The organism is Streptomonospora nanhaiensis, from assembly GCF_026642255.1.
Taxonomy (GTDB): Bacteria; Actinomycetota; Actinomycetes; order Streptosporangiales; family Streptosporangiaceae; genus Nocardiopsis; species Nocardiopsis tropica.
Map to the genome: position 1 here is coordinate 3,328,768 of NZ_CP113264.1, position 20,804 is coordinate 3,349,571.

The following is a 20,804-nucleotide window of genomic DNA, read 5'->3' on the forward strand; positions in this document are numbered from 1 at the left end:
GCGCCCCCTTGTGCGTGGTGTTTCGGGTGTGGTGCGCCGGGTGGGGCGCACCGTCGCCGAGTCGATCACGGTGGGGCGGGGTGGTGAACCCGTTGGTGGGAAAGGCTGGGGAAAGTCCGGTTTGGGGTTCTCAGATGGCCATGAGGGCGTGGGCGGTGTCGTCGGTGAGGTCGGCGCGGTCGCCGCTGTGGACGATGCGGCCCGCGTCGATGACGGTGACGGTGTCGGCCAGGCGCAGGGCCAGGTCGAGGTACTGCTCGACGAGCAGGACGGTGATGCCCTGGGCGGCGATGTCGGTGACGGCCTGTTCGATCTCGGCGACGATGGAGGGCTGGATGCCTTCGGTGGGTTCGTCGAGGATGAGCAGGGTGGGGTCGGTGACCAGGGCGCGGGCGATGGCGAGTTGTTGGGCCTGGCCTCCGGACAGGAGTCCGGCGCGGCGGTGCAGGAGGGGTTGGAGGCGGGGGAAGCGGTCCAGGGCGGCGTCGATGAGTTCGGGGCCGCCTCGTCGTGTGGCCCGGTGGGCGAGGTGGAGGTTGTCGGCGACGGTGAGGGGGGCGAAGGTGGCGTGGCCCTGGGGGGCGTAGGCGAGGCCGTTGCGGGTGCGGGTGTGCGGGGGGTGGCGGGTGATGTCGGTGCCGTTGTGGGTGATGGTGCCGGCGGTGGGGGTGAGGAGTCCGGCGATGGTGTTGAGGAGGGTGGTTTTTCCGACGCCGTTGCGGCCCATGACGCAGGCGATGGTGCCGGTGTCGATGGTGAGGTCGATGTCGAACAGGACGCGGGCGCGCCCGTAGCCGGCGTGGAGGCCGTGGATGCTCAGGTGGGGGGTGTTCACGGGCGGGTCTCCTGGGGGGTGCGGCCGAGGTAGACCTCTTGGACGCGGGGGTCGTTCTGGACGGTGGCCAGGTCGCCGTGGGTGAGGATGCGTCCTTCGTGCAGGACGGTGACCTGGCGGGCGTAGCGGCGCAGGAAGTCCATGTCGTGTTCGATGACGACGACGGTGTGGTCGGCGGCGATCCGGGTGAGGAGTTCGCCGGTGCGGGTGCGCTCTGCGGCGCTCATGCCGGCGACGGGTTCGTCCAGCAGGAGGAGCCTGGGGTGTTGGGCCAGGAGCATGGCGATCTCCAGCCATTGGCGTTGGCCGTGGGAGAGGGTGCCGGCGAGGGCGTGGGTGTGGGGGGTCAGGCCGACGCGTTCGAGGAGGTCGGGGACCTCGGGGTGGGGGGTGCGCGGGCGGCGCAGGAGTTGCCAGGGGCGCAGGCGGAAGGACGCGGCCAGGTCGACGTTGTCGGCGACGGTGAGGTGTTCGAAGACGACGCTGGTCTGGAAGGTGCGGCCGATGCCGGCGCGGACGATGTGGTGTTCGCTGCGTTTGTTGAGGGTGTGGCCGTTGAAGGTGATGGTGCCGCTGGTGGGGCGGGTGCGGCCGGTGATGGTGTCGATGAGGGTGGTTTTTCCGGCGCCGTTGGGGCCGATGAGGAAGCGGAGTTCGCCGTGGTCGAGGGTGAGGTCGATGTGGTCCAGGGCGGTGAAGGCGCCGAAGGTGACGGTGAGGTCGCGGATGTCGAGCAGGGTCATGGGGTGCTCCCGGCGGTGGCGGTCTCCTGGGCGGGCGCGGGGGTGCGTGGGCGGCGCAGGGCGGCTCGGGCGGTGTGGGCGAGTCCGGCCAGGCCGTGGGGGGCCAGGGCGATGACGACGACGAACAGGGCGCCCTGGAGGTAGGTCCAGCCTCCGGTGAAGGTTTCGGAGAAGGTGGTCTGGGCGGTGTTCATGATGAGTGCTCCGGCGGCGGCTCCGGCGAGGGAGTCGCGGCCGCCGATGGCCACGGCCAGGACCATCATGATCGAGGGGACGACGCCGATGAGGGTGGGGGAGATGATGCCCATGACGGGGACGAAGAGTGCTCCGGCGGCGCCGGCGGCGGTGGCGGAGAGGGCGTAGGCGAGGGTTTTGGCCCAGGTGGGGTCGTAGCCGAGGTAGCGGACGCGGTCCTCGCCGTCGCGGATGGCGATGAGGAGTCTGCCGTAGCGGCTGTGGGTGAGGTGGCGCAGGAGCAGGTAGGTGGCGGCCAGGGTCAGGACGGTGAGGGTGTAGAGGGTGGTCTGGGCGGTGGGGGTGTAGAGGCTGTGGCCGGCGAAGACGGGGAAGTCGGTGAGTCCGTTGGAGCCGCCGGTGAGGTGTTGTTGGCCGATGAGGAGGATGACGAAGGCGGCGGCCAGGGCCTGGTTGAGGAGGGCGAAGTAGGCGCCGCGTACGCGTTGGCGGAACACGGACCAGCCCAGGAGGGTGGCCAGGGCGGCGGGCAGGAGCAGTGCGGCCGTGACGGCGGCGGCGGGGTGGGTGAGGGCCTGCCAGAACCAGGGGAGTTCGGTGCGCCCGGACCAGGCCATGAACTGGGGGAGTCGGCCGCGGGTGAGGGGGTCGGCGGCGGTGGCGGCCAGGGTCAGGTGGATGGCCATGGCGTAGGCGCCCAGGCCGAAGTAGACGCCGTGGCCGAGGGTGAGCATGCCGCCGCGGCCCCAGGCCAGGGCGATGCCCAGGGCGACGATGGAGTAGCACAGGTACTGGGTGAGGAGGTTGAGGCGGAAGGGTTCGAGGAGGTGGGGGAGGAGCAGCAGGGCGGCGGCGAGCAGGGCGAGGAAGGTGGCGGGGCCGCGCAGGCGGGCCAGGGGTGTGCGCCGCCCGGGCGCGGGGGTGGGGGTCATGTCAGCGCTCTTGTCTTGACGGTGAACAGTCCCTGGGGGCGGGCCTGGAGGAAGGCGATGATGGCGGCGAAGACGAGGAGTTTGGCCAGGGAGGCGTCGGTCCAGGCCTGGGCGGTGGCGTTGAGTATGCCCAGGGCGAAGGCGGCCAGGACGGTGCCGCGGAGCCGTCCCAGGCCGCCGATGACCACGACGAGGAACGCGTCGACGATGTAGTTGGCGCCCAGGGTGGGGCCGGTGGGTCCGATGAGGGTGAGGGCGACCCCGGCGACACCGGCCAGGCCGGAGCCGATGAAGAAGGTGGTGGCGTCGACCTTGCGGGTGTTGATGCCGCTGACGCCGGCCAGGTCGCGGTTGTGGATGACGGCGCGCATCTGGCGCCCCTGGTGGGTGCGGTGCAGGTAGTGGGCGATGGCCAGGACGCAGACCAGGGCCAGGGCGAGGATGAACAGGCGTGAGTGGTGCAGGCGGATGCCGCCGGGCAGGGTGGTGCCGTCGGTGAGCCAGCCGGGTGCGGGGACGTCGACGTTGGGTGCGCCGAAGGTGTCGCGTGCGGCCTGTTGGAGGATCATGCCGATGCCGAAGGTGAGCAGGAGGGTGTCCAGGGGGCGCCCGTAGAAGTGGCGGATGAGGCCGAGTTCGAGGAGCCAGCCCAGGGTGCCGGTGAGGGTGAAGGCCAGGGGGAGGGCGGCGATGAGGGACCAGGTGGGGTCCAGGCCGGCCCAGGCGTGCAGGACGTAGGCGGTGTAGGCGCCGACCATGATGAATTCGCCGTGGGCCATGTTGATGACGCCCATCTGGCCGAAGGTGAAGTTCAGGCCCAGGGCGGCCAGGAGGAGGACGGCGCCGATGGCCAGTCCGGTGGGGAGTTGGTTGACGAGGGCGTCCACCGCGGCTCCTTGTGGGGTCGGGGACGGCCGGGGCGGGCCCGCGGGGGTCGGGGCCCGGCCGCCGTGCGGTGGTCTCAGCCGGTGAGGGCGGCGGCCCAGTCGTAGCCTTCGAGGTAGGGGTCGGGGGTGATGGGCTGGGGGGAGGACCAGATCTCGTCGATGAGGCCCTGGTCGTTGACCTGGCCGATGCGGGCCGTCTTGACGACGTGCTGGGTGGCGCCGTCGATGGTGATGGTGCCTTCGGGGGCTTCGAAGGTGGTGCCGTCCAGGGCCTGGCGGACGTCGGCGACCTCGAAGCTGCCGGCTTCCTCGACGGCGGCCCTCCACAGGTGGACGGCGTTGTAGGCGGACTGCATGGGGTCGGAGGTGACCCGTTCTTCGCCGTAGGCGTCGGTGAAGGCCTCGACGAAACCGGTGTTGGTGTCGGTGGGGGTGCTCTGGTAGTAGTTCCAGGCGGTGAGGTGGCCGGTGATGTTGTCGGCGCCGATGCCCTCGATCTCCTCCTCGGCGACGCTGACGCTCAGGACGGGGGTGTCCTGGGCGCTGACCCCGGCCGAGCGCAGCTGTTGGAAGAAGCTGACGTTGGAGTCGCCGTTGAGGGTGTTGAAGACGGCGTCGGGTGCGGTGCGGGCGATGTCGTCGGTGATGGTGGAGTACTCGGTGTGGCCCAGGGGTGTGTACTCCTGGGCGATGACGTCCATGTCGTGGGCCTGGGCGTAGGCGGTGATGATCTGGTTGGCGGTGCGCGGGAAGACGTAGTCGGAGCCGACGAGGTAGAGGCTGGTGTGGCCTTCTTCGCGCAGGTAGTCCAGGGCGGGGATGATCTGCTGGTTGGTGGTGGCGCCGGTGTAGACGATGTTGGGGGAGGCTTCGAGGCCTTCGTACTGGACCGGGTACCACAGCAGGCCGTCGTTGCGTTCGAAGACGGGGAGCATCGCCTTGCGGGAGGCGGAGGTCCAGCCGCCGAAGACGGTGGCGACGCCGTCGGACTGGAGGAGTTTTTGGGCGCGTTCGGCGAAGGTGGCCTCGTCGGAGGCGCCGTCCTCGACGATGGGTTCGATCTGGCGTCCCAGGACGCCGCCGTCGGCGTTGATCTCGTCGATGGCGAGTTGGACGGCGTCGTGGACGGTGACCTCGCTGATGGCCATGGTGCCCGAGAGTGAGTGGAGCAGGCCGACGGTGACGGTGTCGTCGTCGGTTCCGGTTCCGGCGGGGGCGCAGGCGGTGGCGGTCAGGGCCAGGGCGAGTGCGGTGGCGGCCAGGGGTGTTGTGCGCGGGCGGGTGCGTGCCACGTGTGCCCATCTCCTAGGGGGTCGGGGGTGGGGGTGCACCTAGGAGGCTGGTGTCGTGGTGTTTCGTGGGGCGTGCCCGGTGGTTACGTATACATGTCGGTATCCGGTGGGTGGTTAAATCGCGTTTTTCGGGGGCGGGGGGCGTGTGGTGGCGGCGAGCAGGTGGTGGCCGGTGCCGTCGCAGTGGGGGCAGGGGTGCGGTGCCAGGGCCTGGTCCCCGAGGTCGGGTGCGGGGTGGTCGGGGTCGTGTGTGTGGGCGGGGGAGTCGGGGCCGGTGAGGGTGAGGTGGGCCAGGAGTGCCACGCGTGTACCGCTGCCCAGGCAGCTGCGGCACAGGGTTCGGATGAGCATGTGCGCAGAATAGGTGGTGTGTGCGTGGTGGTGGGGGTGAACGGCCGAGCTTGTCGGGTTTTGTGCGTCTGTTGGTGCGGTGTGGGGGGCGGGAGTTCGGCGGGTGCGGGCGGTGCGCGGGGCCGGCGGTTCCGGCGAGCGGGCCGGGGTCGGCGGGCGTCGTGGGGGCGGTGTGGAGCGCGGCCGGGCACGGGGGCGGTGGTGCGGCAGGGGACCGGGATCGGTGGGGGCGGCTCAGCGGCTCATTCGAACTCGCCATGGGCCGGGTGACTCCGCCCCGACGGGGGCTCGAGAGCTCTAACTTGACATAATGTGCATTATCGGCGATATGGGCAGGGTAGCGGGAAGGGGTTGGAATGCCCGCGTGTGCGGGCTTTCCGCGTTTCCGGCCGCTGCTGCGCCGGGCGGGCCGTGTGCGCTCGCCTCGCGTCGGCGCGGCGGCGGCGTATCGGGCCCGTGGGCGCTGGGCGTCGCCGTCGGTGCGCCGGGTGCTCCGGGGCGAACTCTCCGGGCTGTCGTCCGTCCACAGGTCCTGTGCCGGTCTGGTGCGGGCGCGGCGTGGCGGGTTAGCGTGGATCCGGGGGCGCCTGCGGCCTCGTTGCCGGGGCGTGCCGCCCCCGAATCTCAGTATCCGCAGGTCGTTGGGTGTGCGGCAAGGGTCGTTCGGGGCCTGTGGACGGCCGGCCCGGTCCGGGGTCGGCCGCGGGTCAGGGCGTCGACGCCCCCGGGGCCGCCCGGTGCGGTGCTCCGGGTGTCGGGAGGTCCTGGCGGTGCGGTGTCCTGGGGTCGAGCGGCCCCGCGTGCAGGCCCCGGTGTGCAGGTTTTGGAGGCCGTCCCCCGCAAGGCCGAGCCCGATCTCTCCATGTTTGATGCATAAACCGTGTTATGCATGATTTTGGTGAACTTTGCAGACACCTGAGTGGTTTGTGGTGATCTCCTGGTCGGCCGTCGCCTCGACCGGCCCCCACCCCCTCGTCGCCTCGACCGGTCACCTGTCCCCTCCGCGTTCCCCGAGCCCCCGCCCGCAACCCCGGCGCCGCGCGGGCCCGGACCCCGGTCCCGCCTCCCCCGCCCTTCCCGCGCACTCGGCCGTCAGGTCGCACCGCGGCCGCCCCTCCCCCGCCACAGGAGCCACCCATGACAGGACTCACGCACAGTTACACCAACGACACCCGAAGGAGTGGCGGCGTCGTGGTCAAACACCACCTCGGCCCCGGCGCCGCGCGGCGCCGGGACACCGAGGCCCTCGCCCTGCGCGCCGCTGCCGGTTCGGTGCCCGTTCCCGCGCTCCTGGACCCCGCGCCGGGCGCCGACGGCCGCGGTTCCGAGGGCCTTGGGGGAACGGTCCCGCCCCTGCGCACCGCGTTCGTCGAGGCCGTCCACGCCAAGGACCTGTGGGCGCGCGGGTGCGCCGAGCAGGTCATGGCCGCCTGCGGGCGGGTGCTGCGCCTGGTGCACGCCCTGGACCCCGCGCTGCTTCCCGGTCCCGGGCCGCTGTCGGGGCAGGTGTTCGTGCACGGGGACTTCGGTCCCAACAACGTCCTGATGGAGCCCTGCGGCGGGAGGGTGGTGGCCGTCCTGGACTGGGAGTGGGCGCACCCGGGGGCGCCGGTGGAGGACCTTGCCTGGTGTGAGTGGGTGGTGCGCACCTACCATCCGGGCGAGGTCGGGGCGCTGGAGGCGTTCTTCGCCGCGTACGGGGTGCGTCCGGCGTGGGCCGAGCGCCACGCGTGGATGGTGCGCCGCTGCGAGGAGGTGGCCGCGTTCTGGGAGGAGTGGAGGCCCCTCTCCCCCACCACGGGGGTGCGCCGTGCCCAGTCGGCGGCCACGCGGGCCTGGCGGGGGTGAGGCCGGGGCAGCTCCTGCCCCGGTCGGGCCCTTCCCCGGGGCGCGGCCCCCTCCTCTGCCGGTGCCGCACGCGGAGGACCGTGTGCGGCACCGGGTTCCCGGCGCGGCCCCTCCCCTGTCGTGGGGGTCCTGGTGCTCTGTGCTCGGCCGGCGTCGAACGCCTTCCTGACGGTCAGGGTGTCCTCGTACAGGTGCATGCGGCGGGCGTTTCCCGGTCCGGTATCTGGGCAGGCGCTGCCAGGAGATCTGAGCGGGTGGTGGCGCCGGGGCGCCGGTGGGTTCGCGGCGTGTCCGTCCGGTGCGCGGGTGGCGGGCGGGTCCTGTCCCGGAGGCCGTGGGTCCGCCCCGGCCGCTCACGGCACCGCCTTGTGGGGAGGCACACGGTATGGCCCTTGACCATGGCGAGTTGCGGCGTGTCGACGCGTACTGGCGTGCGGCGAACTACCTGTCGGTGGGGCAGATCTACCTGCTGGACAATCCGCTGCTGCGGGAGGAGTTGCGGCCGGAGCACATCAAGCCGCGGCTGCTGGGGCACTGGGGCACCACCCCGGGGCTGAACTTCTGTTACGCGCACCTGAACCGGGTGATCAGGGAGCGCGACCTGGACATGGTCTACGTGATGGGTCCGGGGCACGGGGGGCCGGCGGCGGTGGCGAACGCGTGGTTGGAGGGCGGTTACACCGAGGTGTATCCGCACATCACGCGGGACGAGGAGGGGATGCGGCGGTTGTTCCGCCAGTTCTCGTTTCCGGGGGGTGTGCCCAGTCATGTGGCGCCGGAGACGCCGGGGTCGATCCATGAGGGCGGTGAGCTGGGGTATTCGCTGGTGCACGCGTTCGGTGCGGCCTTCGACAATCCGGATCTGGTGGTCTCGTGCGTGGTGGGTGACGGTGAGGCCGAGACGGGGCCGTTGGCGGGCAGCTGGCATTCCAACAAGTTCCTGGACCCGGTGCGGGACGGGGCGGTGCTGCCGATCCTGCACCTGAACGGGTACAAGATCGCGAATCCGACGGTGTTGGCGCGGATCCCGGAGGAGGAGCTCCTCAAGCAGTTGGAGGGGTTCGGGTACCGGCCGCTGGTGGTCGCCGGTGATGATCCGGTGTACATGCACCGTCGTATGGCGCAGGTGCTGGACGAGGCGTTGGAGGAGATCGCGCGGATCCAGCGGGTGGCGCGGTCCTCGGGTCTGGAGGGGCGTCCGGTGTGGCCGATGGTGGTGCTGCGTTCGCCCAAGGGGTGGACGGGGCCGCGGGAGGTCGACGGGGTGGCGGTGGAGGGGACGTGGCGCTCGCACCAGGTGCCGATGGGGCAGGTGCGTGCCAACGCCGAGCACCGGCGGATGCTGCAGGAGTGGATGCGCTCCTACCGGCCGGAGGAGTTGTTCGGGGGGTCGGGGGCCCCGGTGGCGGAGGTGCGGGAGTGGGCGCCGGCGGGGGCGCGGCGGATGAGTGCGAATCCGCATGCCAACGGCGGGTCGCTGTTGCGGGACCTGGTGGTGCCGGACTTTCGCGAGTACGGGGTGCGGGTGTCGGGGAACGGCAAGCAGAGCAGTGAGGCGACGCGGGTGCTGGGGCACTTCCTGCGTGATGTGCTGCGCCGCAACCCGGACTCGTTCCGGATCATGGGGCCGGACGAGACGGCGTCGAACCGGTTGGCGCCGGTGTTGGAGGCCTCGGACAAGGTGTGGCAGGCGCAGGTGCTGGCCTCGGACGAGCACCTGGGGCGGCACGGGCGTGTGATGGAGGTGCTCAGTGAGCACCTGTGCCAGGGGTGGTTGGAGGGGTACCTGCTGACGGGGCGGCACGGGTTGTTCAACTGCTACGAGGCGTTCGTGCACATCGTGGATGCGATGTTCAACCAGCATGCGAAGTGGTTGAAGGTGACGCGGGGGCTGCCGTGGCGGCGGCCGATCGCGTCGTTGAACTATCTGTTGACGTCGCATGTGTGGCGTCAGGACCACAACGGTTTCACGCATCAGGATCCGGGGTTCCTGGATGTGGTGCTGAACAAGCCGGCGGAGGTGGTGCGGGTGTATCTGCCGCCGGACGCGAACACGTTGTTGTCGGTGGCCGACCACTGTCTGCGTTCGCGGGACTACGTGAACGTGGTGGTGGCGGGCAAGCAGCCTGCTCTGGACTTCTTGTCGGTGGAGGAGGCGGTGGCGCACTGTACGCGCGGGATCGGGATCTGGGAGTGGGCGAGCACGGGCGCGGGTGAGGATCCGGACGTGGTGTTGGCGTGTGCGGGTGATGTGCCGACGTTGGAGACGCTGGCGGCGGCGGACCTGTTGCGGCAGCTGTTCCCGGAGTTGCGGGTGCGGGTGGTCAATGTGGTGGACCTGATGAGGTTGCAGCCGCCGAGCGCGCATCCGCACGGGTTGCCCGATGCGGAGTACGAGGCGCTGTTCCCGGTGGGCACGCCGGTGGTCTTCGCGTTCCACGGGTATCCGTGGCTGGTGCACCGGCTGGCGTACCGGCGTGCGGGGCACGGGGACCTGCATGTGCGCGGGTACAGGGAGGAGGGCACCACGACGACGCCGTTCGACATGGTGATGCTCAACGACCTGGACCGGTTCCACCTGGTGATGGATGTGATCGACCGGGTTGCAGGGTTGGGCGGGCGTGCGGCGGGGGTGCGTCAGCGGATGGTGGACGAGCGTCTGCGGCACCGGGCGTACACGCGGGAGTTCGGTGAGGATCCGGTGGAGGTGCGTGAGTGGGTGTGGCCGTACTGATGCGTGTTCTGGTGGTCAACGCGGGGTCCTCGAGTCTGAAGTTGAGTGTGGTGGGGCCGCGGGAGGAGGTGTTGGCGTCGGAGTCGGTGCCGGTGCGGCGCGGTGTGTGGGACCGGGGTGCGGTGCGGGCGGTGTTGGAGGGGTTTCCGGCGGTGGAGGCGGTGGGGCACCGGGTGGTGCACGGGGGGCGCGAGTTCGTGTCGCCGGTGCGGTTGGATGCGCGGGTGGTGGGGCGGTTGAGGGCGTTGGGGGATCTGGCGCCGTTGCACCAGCCCAAGTCGTTGGCGGGGATCGAGGCGGTCGAGGGGGTGCTGCCGGGGCTGCCGGCGGTGGCGTGTTTCGACACGGCCTTTCACGCGGGGATGCCGCAGGAGGCGTCGACGTATGCGGTGCCGGAGCGGTGGCGGCGTGAGTGGGGGGTGCGGCGGTTCGGGTTCCACGGGCTCTCGCACGCGTATGCGTGGCGTCGGGCGGTGGAGGTGGCCGGTGGTGTGCGGCGTGTGGTGACGGCGCATCTGGGGGCGGGGGCGTCGTTGGCGGCGGTGCTGGAGGGGCGTGGTGTGGATACGACGATGGGGTTCACGCCGTTGGAGGGGCTGGTGATGGCGACGCGGTCGGGGAGTGTGGATCCGGGGATGGTGTTGTGGCTGCACCAGCATGCGGGGTTGGCGGTGGAGGAGATCGCGGAGGCGTTGGAGCACGAGTCGGGGGTGTTGGCGTTGGCGGGGTCGGCGGACATGCGTGAGGTGTTGGGGCGTGTGGACGCGGAGGCGGTGCTGGCGGCGGGGGTGTATGTGCACCGGTTGCGTGCGGGGGTGGCGGCGATGGCGGCGTCGTTGGGCGGGTTGGACGCGTTGGTGTTCACCGGTGGTGTGGGTGAGGGGTCGGCGCTGGTGCGGGCCCGTGTGGCGGAGGGGTTGGGGTTCTTGGGTGTGGAGGTGGATGCGGGGGCGAACGAGGGTGTGGGTGTGGAGGGTGAGGTGAGTGCTGCGGGGGCTGCGGTGCGGACGTTGGTGGTGCACGCGCGTGAGGACGTGGAGGTGGCGCGGGGGGTGCGGGAGGTGGTGGGCGGGGGGTGAGGCGGGTTCTGCGGGGTGCGGGGTTTTTCCTGTGCCCCCGTTTTCTGTGCCGTGGGCGGGGGTGCGGGAGGTGGTGGGCCGCTCCCCCGCTCCCCTGCCGGGGCGGAAGGCGGGGGTGTGGAACGGGTGCGGACACCCGGGGTGCGGACACCCGGGGTGCGGGGGTGGAAGTGCCCGCGGTATCGGGGATGCTGTGGTCATGGATGTTGAACAGGGGTCCGTGGTCGAGGCCGTGGAGCAGTACCTGGTGGCGCGGCGTGCCGCCAAGCCCTCCCCCCACACGGTGGCCGCCTACCGGCGTGACCTGCTGGGGGTGTTGGCGTGTGTGGGCCGGGTGCGGGGTGTGGATCCGGGTGCGGTGGTGTGGTCGGACCTGGATGCGACGGTGCTGCGGGGGGCGTTCGCGGAGTTCGCGGCCGAGCGTGCGGCCTCCAGTGTGCTGCGGGCGTGGTCGACGTGGAACGGGTTCTTCGCGTTCTGGGTGTCGGAGCGGGTGGTGGCGGGCAATCCGATGTCGGCGGTGCCGCGGCCGCGGGTGCGGCCCTCGGTGCCCAAGCCGCTGATGGGTGAGGACACCCCCGAGCGGTTGTTGGAGGCGTTGGCGCGGGGGGCGCGCAAGGCGCGGGATCCGTGGCCGGAGCGGGATCTGGCGGTGTTGGCGCTGGCGCTGCTGACGGGGATGCGTTCGGCGGAGATGCTGTCGTTGCGGGTGGAGTCGGTGGGGGGCCGTGCCGGGGAGCGGCGTATCCGGGTGGTGGGCAAGGGCGGTGGGGAGAGGTCGCTGCCCATCGAGGTGCCGTTGGAGGTGTTGTTGGAGGCCTATCTGGAGTCGCGGCGGGCGCGGTTCGGGGTGGTGCGGGGGTCGGATCCGTTGTTGGTGGACAACCGGGGCGAGGGGTTGCGCCGGGGTGGGCTGCAGTACCTGGTCAAGCAGTGCTACAGGCATGCGGGTGTGCACGACCGGGTGGCGCGGGGGACGCTGGTGCACGCGTTGCGGCACACGTTCGCGACGCGGTTGGCGGAGGACGGGGCGTCGGTCACCGAGATCATGCGTTTGCTGGGGCATGCGTCGTTGTCGTCGTCGCAGGCCTACATCCAGGTGACGGACCGTGCGCAGCGGGAGGCGGCGGGGGCCAACCGTACCTATGGGGTGTTGCGGCGGTTGGGGGGTGGTGAGGTGGTGGGGTGAGCGGGCGCAGGGGAGCTGCGGGGGTGCGGGGGTGGCTACTCTGTGGGCGTGAATCAGTCGACTTTCGTTGTGTCCACCGTGAACGTCAACGGCCTGCGGGCCGCCGCGAAGAAGGATCCGGGTTTCGTGTCCTGGTTGTCGGCCACCGAGGCCGATGTGGTGTGTGTGCAGGAGACGCGGGCCGAGGCCTCCCAGTTGCCGCAGGAGGTGGTGGCGCCGCAGGGGTGGCATGTGGTGTTGGTTCCGGCGCAGGCCAAGGGGCGGGCCGGTGTGGCGGTGTATTCGCGTGTGGAGCCCGATGCTGTGCGTGTGGGGTTCGGTGAGGTCGAGTTCGAGGGGTCGGGCCGGTATGTGGAGGTGGATCTGGGGGCGGTGACGGTGGCGAGCCTGTACCTGCCCTCGGGTGAGGTGGGCACCCCGCGTCAGGAGGAGAAGGAGCGTTTCATGGAGGCGTTCCTGCCGTATCTGGTGCGGCGGCGCAAGGAGGTGGAGGGGCAGGGGCGCGATCTGGTGGTGTGCGGTGACTGGAACATCGCGCACACCGAGGCGGATCTGAGGAACTGGCGGGGGAACAGGAAGAGTGCGGGGTTCCTGCCCCAGGAGCGGGAGTGGTTGGGGCGGGTCTTCGATGAGGCCGGTTATGTGGACGTGGTGCGGGCGCTGCACCCCGATCAGGAGGGGCCGTACTCGTGGTGGTCCTACCGGGGGCGGGCCTTCGACAACGACACGGGGTGGCGTATCGACTATCAGGTGTGCACGCCGGGGTTGGCGGTGCGGGCGGAGTCGGCCCGGGTGGAGCGGGCGGCCGAGCACGGGGCCCGGTGGTCCGACCATGCGCCGGTGACGGTGCGGTACCGGGCGTAGGGAAGGGGACGGGTCATGGGTGTGCCGATCGTTCTGGTGCATGGTCTGCGGGTGTCGGGGAGTATGTGGCGTCCGCAGGTGGAGTTGTTGGAGGGGCAGGGGTGCACGGTGGTGGCCCCTGATCTTCCCGGGCACGGGTCGCGGCGGGGTGAGGAGTTCTCGCTGGGGCGTGCGGTGGACACGGTGCTGGAGGCGATCGACGGTGTGGGCGGTCGGGCTCTGCTGGTGGGGTTGAGTCTGGGCGGTTTCGTGTCGATCGCGGCTGCGGGTGCGGCGCCGGGTCGTGTGGCGGGGCTGGTGGCGGCGAGTTGTACGGCCAAGCCTGCGCAGTCGTTGGCGCAGGTGTACCGGATTCCGGCGGTGCTGATGGATCGGCTGCCGGACAAGGGGGCGACGCTCAATGAGCGGTTCCACCGGTTGACGTTGCGTGATGGTGCGGCGGAGGCGGTGTTGGACGGCGGTCTGGCGGTGGAGGCGGCCACGGCGGTGATCGACGCGGTCTCGGAGATGGATCCGTTGTCGGCGCTGGCCTCGTACAAGGGGCCGGTGTGGTTGATCAACGGTGCGCGGGACCATTTCCGGATCCATGAGAAGCAGTTCTTCGACGCGTGTGCGGACGGGCGGTTGGTGAATGTGCCGCGGGCGGGGCACATGGTGAGTCTGGACCAGCCGGTGAACTTCTCGCGGATCGTGGCCGATGCGGCGGATGTGGTGGCGGTGCGTGAGCGGGCTGCGGAGGGTGGTGGGGGTTCGCCGCGGGCGGTGGAGGCCGACGGGGCGGGGTGAGCGGGGGTGTGCGGGGGGTGGGCCGGTGGCCCGCCCCCCGTTTTTTCGTGTGCGGGGTCAGGGGCTGTCGGAGGGGTGGGGTTCGGTCTGTTCGTGGGGGGCGGGGCGTTGCTGGGGTGGGCGGTGGGGGTGGGGGTTGTGGCCGGGCAGGACGGGGAGGCGGAAGTAGATCATGGGGTTGTGGTGGCCGGTGCGGACGGGTTCGTCCAGGCCGAGTTCGCGTTTGAGGTCCTGGATGGCCTGGTGGGTGTGGGGTGCGCGGGCGCTGGAGGCGGTGAAGAAGGGGGTGGTGTTGGTGGTGAGCCATTTGAGGACGATGGCGCCTTCGGTGAAGGGCAGGGCGTGGCGTTGGTGGAAGACGTCGTGGATGCTGACGGGGATGTGGGCGGGCAGGGCGGGCAGGAGGTGGTGCAGGTACCAGCGGGCGAACCAGCCGTTGTGGGCGGCGTCGATGAACAGGTAGTCGGTGTCGGAGGGGATGTGGGCGATCTTGGCGCGTACGTCGCCCTTGGTGAAGGTCCACCGGTTCTGGGCCAGGTGTGGGGGGACGTGGCGGGGGGCGTGGTCGATGATGTCGAAGGAGTAGAGGTGGCCGGTGCCGTTGTCGCGCAGGGCGGACAGGATCCAGGTGGTGGACCAGCCGTAGTAGGTGCCGATCTCGACGGTGTGGGCGGGGGTGTGCTCGCGCAGGAGCAGGTAGGTGATCTCTGCTTCGATGTCGTCGAGTTGGGGGGTCATGGGGGGGTCGGCGGCCTGGTGGTGGGCGCGCATCTGGTCGCGTACGCGGGCGAGGTCGTCGCGGTGGGTGCGGTACAGGCTGCTGATGTGGTCGATGTCGATCGCTGACGCGGTTGGCATGCTTCCCCCGTGTGGCTGTCGCGTCCAGAACCTTTTGATGACTGAACGTAGCAGTGTTATCACCCTGTGTTTGCGCAAGGGTGGGTGTGTCGTGGTGTCGGGCGGGGTCAGGGGCCGGTGTTGGGGCGGATGAGTCCGGCGTCGTAGGCGGCGATGACGGCTTGGGTGCGGTCGCGGGCGCCGAGTTTGGTGAGGGTGTTGGAGACGTGGGTCTTGACGGTCTGCACCCCCAGGAAGAGGCGGTCGGCGATCTCGGCGTTGGTCATGCCCTGGGCCATGAGGGTGAGGGTCTGGGATTCGCGTTCGGTGAGGGTGGCGACCGCGCGTGCGGCGGGGGTGGGGGCGGCGGGCCGGGTGGCGGCCAGGTGGCGCAGGGCGGTGGGGAAGAGCAGGGTCTGGCCGCGGTGGGCGATGCGCAGGGCGGCGAGGATGTCCTCGGGCGGGGTGCGCTTGAGGAGGAAGCCGACGGCTCCGGCGCGCAGGGCGTCCCAGACGTGGTCGTCGTTGTCGAAGGTGGTGAGGACGATGACGCGGGGCGGGTCGGTGAGGGTGGTGTGCAGGGTGCGGGTGGCCTGGATGCCGTCCAGGTGGGGCATGCGCACGTCCATCAGGACCAGGTCGGGGCGGGTGCGGCGCACGAGGTCGGGGACCTCGGAGCCGTCGGCGGCCTGGCCGGTGACCTCCATGTCGGGTTCGGCGTCGATGAGGGCGGCCAGGCCGGCGCGGATGAGTGCTTCGTCGTCGACCAGGTTGATGCCGATCACGGTTGTTCTTTCCATGTCAGGTGCAGGGTGAGCTGCCAGGTGCGGTCGTGGGGGCGGGCGGTGAGGGTGCCGCCGAGCAGGTGGGCGCGTTCGCGCATGCCGGTGATGCCGCGTCCGCCGCGGGGGCGGCGGAGGGTGCGGGTGGGGGGCAGGGGGTTGGTGACGGTGAGGGTGAGGCTGGTGGGTGTGGTCTGCAGGCGCAGGGTGAGGGGTTGGCCGGGGGCGTGGCGCAGGGCGTTGGTGAGGGCCTCCTGGCTGATGCGGTAGGTCTCGCGGGAGAGCAGGGCGGGGACGCGGGCGGGGTCGCCGCTGACGTGGCAGGTCAGGTCGGTGCCGGTGTGCTGGGTGGCGTGGGCCAGGTGGGGCAGGTGGGTCAGGTCGGGGGGTGTGGTGCGGGGGGCGGCGGTGTCCTCGCGCAGCAGGCCCAGGGCGTGGTCGAGGTCGGCGGTGGCGGTGCGGGCCTGGTCGGCGATGTGGGTGAGGGCCTGGCGGGCGAACTCGGGGTCGGTGTCGAGCAGGCGTGCGGCGGTGGCGGCCTGGAGGGTGACCACGGACAGGGCGTGGCCCAGGGAGTCGTGGAGTTCGCGGGCCAGGCGGTTGCGTTCGGCGAGGGTGTGGGCGTGGGCCTGGGCGGCGGCCAGGCGTTCGGTGGGCGAGGGGCCCAGCAGGCGGGGTGCGGCCAGGGCGAGCAGGTGGCCGGCCAGGGCGACGGTGTAGAGGAGGGCGGCGAGCAGGAGCAGGCCCAGCAGGGGGGCGGCCAGGAGCTGGGTGCGGGTGAGTTCTCCGTGGCCGGTGAAGGTCAGGGGGCCCTGGGCGGTGGTGTGGGGGCCGGGGGCCAGGGGCGCGGCGGCCAGGAGGGCGGCTTCGGTGAGGGCGGTCATGGTGAGCAGGCACACGGCCAGGCCCAGGACCATGTGCAGGCACAGGAAGGCGCTGGTGCGGGCGGTGCTGCGCCAGGTGGCGGCGGGTGCGGGCCGCTCGGTGAGGGGTCCGCGCAGCAGGGCGCGGGCCAGGTGGATCTGGGCGTTGCGCACGCCGGGGATGCGGGCGGTGGCGGCGACGGCGGTCAGGGCCAGGGCGGCGGTCAGGACCCAGACGGCGGGGCCGGGGGATGCGCCAACGTCGACGGTGCGGCCGTTCTGGGCCAGGAGCGAGGCCAGGACGAGGGCGGCCATGGCGTAGGGGGTCAGGAGCGCGCCGCCGATGACGAGGTGGGCCCAGCGGCGGTAGGTGTGGGCGCTGGTGAGCGGGTGCAGGAGCGGGGTGAGGTGGCGCACGTGGGTGATCGTGGCACAGGCGGGTGGTGGTGCGCCTCCCTCCGGGGGGTGAGGCGGGTGGGGCCGCTCCCCCGGGCGGCGGGGGCGGGGGTGTCGCGCCGACCACATTCGTGGGGTCATGGGCTGTTTATTGTGGGGTCGGTGCACGTGGGGGGCCGGTGCTGCTCCTAGTGTGGGGCTGGTGACGAGCAGTGTGACGCCGCCCGGTGGGGCGGCCAAGGAGACAGGCGACACGGGCGCGGGGCTGGCGCACTCGCTGAGGCGGCGCCACATGGCGCTGATCGCGATCGGCGGGTCGGTGGGCGCGGGGCTGTTCATCGGCTCCGGTGCGGTCATCCGGATGGCGGGGCCGGCGGCGGTGGTGTCCTACGTGCTGGCCGGCGCCCTGGTGTTCCTCACCTTGCGCGCCCTGGGCGAGATGGTGGTGGCGGTCCCCGCGGGGGGTTCGTTCTCCGACTACGCCCGGTTGGCGTTCGGCCCCTGGGCGGGGTTCACGATCGGCTGGGTGTACTGGTGGATGTACGCGGTGCTGGTGGCCGCGGAGTCGGTGGCCGGGGCGGCGATCCTGGGCCGGTGGGTGCCGGGGGTGCCCGGGTGGGCGCTGGCGCTGCTGGTGCTGTTGTCGATGACGGTGGCCAACCTGGTGTCGGTGCGTTTCTTCGCCGAGACCGAGTCGTTCTTCTCCCTGGTCAAGGTGGCCACGATCGTGGCGTTCCTGCTGATCGGCGGGTTGTGGGCGCTGGGGCTGTGGAGCGGCTCGGACGGGTCGGGGGTCTCCAACCTGTGGGAGCACGGCGGGTTCGCGCCCCAGGGGTGGGTGGCGGTGCTGGCGGCCACGGTCGTGGTGCTGTTCGCCTTCGGCGGGGTGGAGATCATCACCGTGGCGGCGGGTGAGAGCGCCGAGCCCGAGCGGGGTGTGGCCTCGGCGGTGACCAACGTGCTGTGGCGGATCGGGCTGTTCTACGTGGCCTCGATCGTGGTCGTGGTGATGGTGCTGCCCTGGCACACGGTGGACCCGGCCCTGAGCCCGTTCGTGGCGGTGATGGAGCGCGTGGGGGTGCCGGGCGCGGCGCTGATCATGGAGGTGGTGGTCTTCGTGGCGGTGCTGAGCGTGCTGAACGCGGCGATGTACACCTCCTCGCGGATGCTGTTCACGCTCACGCGCCAGGGGGACGCCCCGCGGGTGCTGCGGGGGGTGAACCGGCGCGGTGTGCCGGTGCGGGCGATCCTGCTGGGCACGGTGGTGGGGTACGCGGCGGCGGTGGCCGACTACCTGTGGCCGGGCCGGGTGTTTCCGTTCCTGGTGGCCTCGATCGGCGCGATCCTGCTGATCCTGTTCCTGACGATCTGCGCCTCCCAGCTGGTGCTGGGTGGGCGGGTGCGCCGTCGTGAGCCCGAGCGCCTGTCGTTGCGGATGTGGGCGTTCCCGTATCTGACGTGGGTTGTGCTGGCGGGGCTGGTGACGATCTTCGTGGCGATGGTGGTGATCCCCGACCAGCGCCAGGCGCTGTGGGCGTCGGTGGGTTCGGTGGTGGTGGCGCTGGTGGCGTACGCGTTCCGGCGCCGGTGGGGGTCCAGGCCCTCGGACCGGGTGCTGGAGCTGGCGGGCCGGCCCGGGGCGGAGGGGCTCAGGCGCGATCCCGCGGCCCCTTGAGGGGGTGCGGGGCCGGTGGTGGCCGGCCCTGTGGTGTGCGGCGGGGGCCGTCGTCCGGGTGCGGGCGGCGGCCCCCGCCGCCTGTGGGGTGCGGGGTGTTCGGGTGCGGGTGGTGTGTTCGTCGCGGGTGCGTACCGCCGCCCCGCTCCTGGGCCCGCCTCCGTGGTCCTGCCGGTGCCTGTGGTCCGCTTCGGCGGGCCCTGCGGCCCGGTGGGCGGGGTGGGGGCCCACGCGACCACTGGTGTCCGAGATGCGGTCATTTGTGTGATTTGGTGCTGAACTTGTTTTTTGTCGCTAGGGTGCTGCGCAACCCCTGAGAGGAGCACCCCCGTGCGACACTTCGTCGGCTTCCTGTCCGGTCTGATCCTGGGTCCCGTGCTGGTCCTGGTGTGCGGATGGGCCTTCGCCCACCTGCGCGGCCTGCACGCGGCCGGCCTGGGAGCCCTGCAGGGCTCCGGGCCGGTGGCGGTCGCGGGCCTGGTGGGCGTGGGCGTCCTGGTGGCGCTGCTCGCGGTCCCCCCGCGGCTGACGCCGATGCTGCCCTTCGGCGCGGCGCTGGTCCTGGGCGCCCTGACCGCCCTGTCCCTGGTGCGGATGCCCCTGCTGGAGCGGCTGCCCCAGGTCCCCGGCGCCGAGGGAGCCCTGGTCCTGCTCCCCCTGGGCGTGTTCGTCCCGCTCGCACTCGTGCTGTTCGCCCCCCTGTTCGTGGGCGGGCGCTGGCGCCGCGAGCCCGAGGGCCCCAGCGAGGAGGAGGTGTACTTCGACGGGCTCTACGAGGAGGACGACGAGGACCGCGCTCCGCGCGCGGGCGCGCCCTCGGCCCCCCACGCCCCCCGGCACCGCGCCTGAGCCCCCCGGCCCGTACTGCCCGCGGCGCCCCCGTCCGACCCCGCGGACGGGGGCGCCGCCGTGTCCGGGGGCGTTCCCGGTGCGGCGCGGTCCGGCGGCGGGTGCGCACTCCCCCGGCGGGTGCGGAGCCGTGCCCCTCCCCCCTCGGGGGGCCGGTGTGCCGGAGCGGGGCCCGCCCGGCGCGGTGAGCCGGGCGCGGGTCAGCGCCAGGTGGGTCCCCAGTTGGCGCTCTTGGACACCCCGGGCGGCAGGGGCGGCAGGATCCCGGTGCCGGGGGTCCCGGGGCGCCGGCCGGCCCGGCCGGGGGGCTCGGGCGCGGGGTCGGCGGACGGTGTGGGCGGTGCGGGCTCCGCAGGGCGCGGCCCGGCCGGGGGCCGGGTGTCCGGCGTCGGCAGGGGCGGCACGGGGAAGGGCTCGGTCCACGGTTCGGCCGGGGGTGCGGCGGGGGTCGGGGCCGGTGCGGGCGCCTCCTCGGCCAGGAAGCCGCGCACGCGCCCGGGCTCGGGTTCGTCCACGGCCAGGACGGGTTCGGGGATGGGGGTGTGCTCGCCCTCGTCGTCGCTGGGGATGGCGGGTTCGGCCGGGGCGACGCGCTTCCACCACAGGGCGGCCTCCTCCCGGGGCAGTTCGGACTCCACCTCCAGCCATCCGCGGACCTGGGGGTGGCGCCGTCCGGCGTTCCAGGAGCGGGGGTAGGGCTGTTCGTCCAGGACCAGGACGGGTTCGCCGTCGACGGTGGGGATCTCGGCGGGCACGCCCTCGTTCCAGACCCAGGTGCCGTCGTGGGCGACCAGGTTCCACCAGCCGCGCACGGTCTGGGCGGCGGGGTCGGGGTCGCTGTCGCGGAAGGCGGCGACCCAGCGCGGGTCGGGCGGGTCCCCGGCCAGCCCCTGGCCGCGGGGGCCGACGAGGGCGTCGGCGAGCAGGGTGTGGAGCTGGAAGTTGTCGCCGATGCCGTCGAAGAGGACGCGGAAGGCGCGCTGGGAGTGGCGGTCCATGACCAGGGCGCTGGTGGCCTCGGTCATGCGCAGCAGGGCGCGGACCTCGTCGAACTCGTTGAGCAGGTCGCTGAGCTGGTTGGCGATGGCCATGAGTTCGGCGTGCAGGGAGGGTGTGCGGCGTACCAGGGCGCGCACGGAGGCCTCGCCGAGCATGGTGCGGGCGGCCAGGCCGTGGCGGCGGATGGTCCACCAGCACATGGTGGCGTTGGGGGCGTCGGTGCCGAGTTCGGCGGCCACGCGGGCCTCGGCGTCGGCGGTCACGGAGTCGGGGTCGGGGGGCGGGCCGCCGCCGGTGCGCTCCCAGGCGCGGACGAAGACGATGGCGCCCTTGCCCATGGTGCGCAGGCGGTGCAGGACCTCGGGGCCGGTGGGGCCGGGGTCGGTGCCCATCTCGACGAGGGCTCCGGCGACCACCGACAGGTCGGCGATGATGCCGGGGGCGGCGTGGTCCCCGGAGAGGAGGGGGGCCAGGGCCTCCAGGGCGAGTTCGCGCTCGGAGGCGGGGATGCGGGAGGCGAGTACGTAGACCGTGTGCACCGCCGGGGGGAAGTGGCGGGGGTCCGTGGCGACTGAGGCGTCGATCAGCTGCTGGAACGCCCTGCGAAACTCGTCGACCATGGGTCCGTCCCCTTTCTTACGCAACCAACCTAATGTCTCATCAGGGAA

The 20,804-nt window shown here is 72.0% G+C and carries 18 protein-coding genes; 8 read left to right on the forward strand and 10 right to left on the reverse strand.

Features of this window, described 5'->3' with window-relative positions; all coding sequences use genetic code 11:
- Positions 1 to 130: 130 nt before the first annotated feature.
- From OUQ99_RS14285 to OUQ99_RS14310, 6 genes are all read right to left on the reverse strand, one after another.
- Positions 131 to 835 (reverse strand): ABC transporter ATP-binding protein, encoded by a 705-nt coding sequence (locus OUQ99_RS14285; RefSeq protein ID WP_267949943.1) that lies wholly within the window; start codon positions 833 to 835, stop codon positions 131 to 133.
- Positions 832 to 1,578 (reverse strand): urea ABC transporter ATP-binding protein UrtD, encoded by a 747-nt coding sequence (gene urtD, locus OUQ99_RS14290; protein ID WP_267949944.1) that lies wholly within the window; start codon positions 1,576 to 1,578, stop codon positions 832 to 834. Before urtD ends, OUQ99_RS14285 begins: the two co-directional genes overlap by 4 nt.
- Positions 1,575 to 2,705 carry an urea ABC transporter permease subunit UrtC gene (gene urtC / locus OUQ99_RS14295; protein ID WP_267949945.1) on the reverse strand — a complete coding sequence of 377 codons (1,131 nt, stop codon included), beginning with the start codon at positions 2,703 to 2,705 and terminating at the stop codon, positions 1,575 to 1,577. Before urtC ends, urtD begins: the two co-directional genes overlap by 4 nt.
- A complete protein-coding gene (gene urtB / locus OUQ99_RS14300; protein WP_267949946.1) occupies positions 2,702 to 3,592 on the reverse strand; it encodes an urea ABC transporter permease subunit UrtB in 891 nt (296 codons plus the stop codon). Before urtB ends, urtC begins: the two co-directional genes overlap by 4 nt.
- 74 nt (positions 3,593 to 3,666) lie before the next feature.
- Positions 3,667 to 4,884 (reverse strand): urea ABC transporter substrate-binding protein, encoded by a 1,218-nt coding sequence (gene urtA / locus OUQ99_RS14305; RefSeq protein WP_267949947.1) that lies wholly within the window; start codon positions 4,882 to 4,884, stop codon positions 3,667 to 3,669.
- Positions 4,885 to 4,998: 114 nt separating this feature from the next.
- Complete coding sequence (locus tag OUQ99_RS14310) at positions 4,999 to 5,235, reverse strand: hypothetical protein (RefSeq protein WP_267949948.1); 237 nt, start codon at positions 5,233 to 5,235, stop codon at positions 4,999 to 5,001.
- 1,137 nt (positions 5,236 to 6,372) lie between these two features.
- On the opposite strand from OUQ99_RS14310, the gene OUQ99_RS14315 reads away from it, so the two are divergent.
- From OUQ99_RS14315 to OUQ99_RS14340, 6 genes are all read left to right on the forward strand, one after another.
- Positions 6,373 to 7,083: a phosphotransferase family protein gene (locus OUQ99_RS14315; RefSeq protein ID WP_267949949.1), complete on the forward strand. Its 711-nt coding sequence runs from the start codon at positions 6,373 to 6,375 to the stop codon at positions 7,081 to 7,083.
- A gap of 385 nt (positions 7,084 to 7,468) precedes the next feature.
- A complete protein-coding gene (locus OUQ99_RS14320; protein WP_267949950.1) occupies positions 7,469 to 9,817 on the forward strand; it encodes a phosphoketolase family protein in 2,349 nt (782 codons plus the stop codon).
- Positions 9,817 to 10,896 (forward strand): acetate/propionate family kinase, encoded by a 1,080-nt coding sequence (locus OUQ99_RS14325; protein WP_267950377.1) that lies wholly within the window; start codon positions 9,817 to 9,819, stop codon positions 10,894 to 10,896. The genes OUQ99_RS14320 and OUQ99_RS14325 overlap by 1 nt, the downstream gene beginning before the upstream one ends.
- Positions 10,897 to 11,095: 199 nt before the next feature.
- Positions 11,096 to 12,085 (forward strand): tyrosine-type recombinase/integrase, encoded by a 990-nt coding sequence (locus tag OUQ99_RS14330; protein ID WP_267949951.1) that lies wholly within the window; start codon positions 11,096 to 11,098, stop codon positions 12,083 to 12,085.
- Positions 12,086 to 12,154: 69 nt separating this feature from the next.
- Positions 12,155 to 12,949, forward strand: coding sequence for an exodeoxyribonuclease III (locus OUQ99_RS14335; RefSeq protein ID WP_267949952.1), 795 nt, complete (start codon positions 12,155 to 12,157; stop codon positions 12,947 to 12,949).
- Positions 12,950 to 12,964: 15 nt separating this feature from the next.
- Positions 12,965 to 13,735, forward strand: a complete 771-nt coding sequence (locus OUQ99_RS14340; protein WP_267949953.1) for an alpha/beta fold hydrolase — start codon at positions 12,965 to 12,967, stop codon at positions 13,733 to 13,735.
- Between the two features lie 57 nt (positions 13,736 to 13,792).
- Here OUQ99_RS14340 and OUQ99_RS14345 read toward each other — a convergent pair whose 3' ends face one another.
- The 3 genes from OUQ99_RS14345 to OUQ99_RS14355 form a co-directional block, all read right to left on the reverse strand.
- Positions 13,793 to 14,593 carry a class I SAM-dependent methyltransferase gene (locus OUQ99_RS14345; protein WP_267949954.1) on the reverse strand — a complete coding sequence of 267 codons (801 nt, stop codon included), beginning with the start codon at positions 14,591 to 14,593 and terminating at the stop codon, positions 13,793 to 13,795.
- 107 nt (positions 14,594 to 14,700) lie between these two features.
- Positions 14,701 to 15,357 (reverse strand): response regulator, encoded by a 657-nt coding sequence (locus OUQ99_RS14350; protein WP_267949955.1) that lies wholly within the window; start codon positions 15,355 to 15,357, stop codon positions 14,701 to 14,703.
- Positions 15,354 to 16,634, reverse strand: a complete 1,281-nt coding sequence (locus tag OUQ99_RS14355; RefSeq protein ID WP_267949956.1) for a sensor histidine kinase — start codon at positions 16,632 to 16,634, stop codon at positions 15,354 to 15,356. Before OUQ99_RS14355 ends, OUQ99_RS14350 begins: the two co-directional genes overlap by 4 nt.
- 271 nt (positions 16,635 to 16,905) lie before the next feature.
- Here OUQ99_RS14355 and OUQ99_RS14360 point away from each other — a divergent pair, with 271 nt between their 5' ends.
- On the forward strand, positions 16,906 to 18,288 hold the full coding sequence (locus OUQ99_RS14360) for an amino acid permease (protein WP_267950378.1): 1,383 nt from the start codon (positions 16,906 to 16,908) through the stop codon (positions 18,286 to 18,288).
- A gap of 330 nt (positions 18,289 to 18,618) precedes the next feature.
- Positions 18,619 to 19,137, forward strand: a complete 519-nt coding sequence (locus OUQ99_RS14365) for a hypothetical protein (RefSeq protein ID WP_267949957.1) — start codon at positions 18,619 to 18,621, stop codon at positions 19,135 to 19,137.
- A 200-nt stretch (positions 19,138 to 19,337) separates the two neighbouring features.
- On the opposite strand, the gene OUQ99_RS14370 is transcribed toward OUQ99_RS14365, so the two are convergent.
- Positions 19,338 to 20,756, reverse strand: coding sequence for a hypothetical protein (locus tag OUQ99_RS14370; protein ID WP_267949958.1), 1,419 nt, complete (start codon positions 20,754 to 20,756; stop codon positions 19,338 to 19,340).
- Between the last annotated feature and the right edge of the window lie 48 nt (positions 20,757 to 20,804).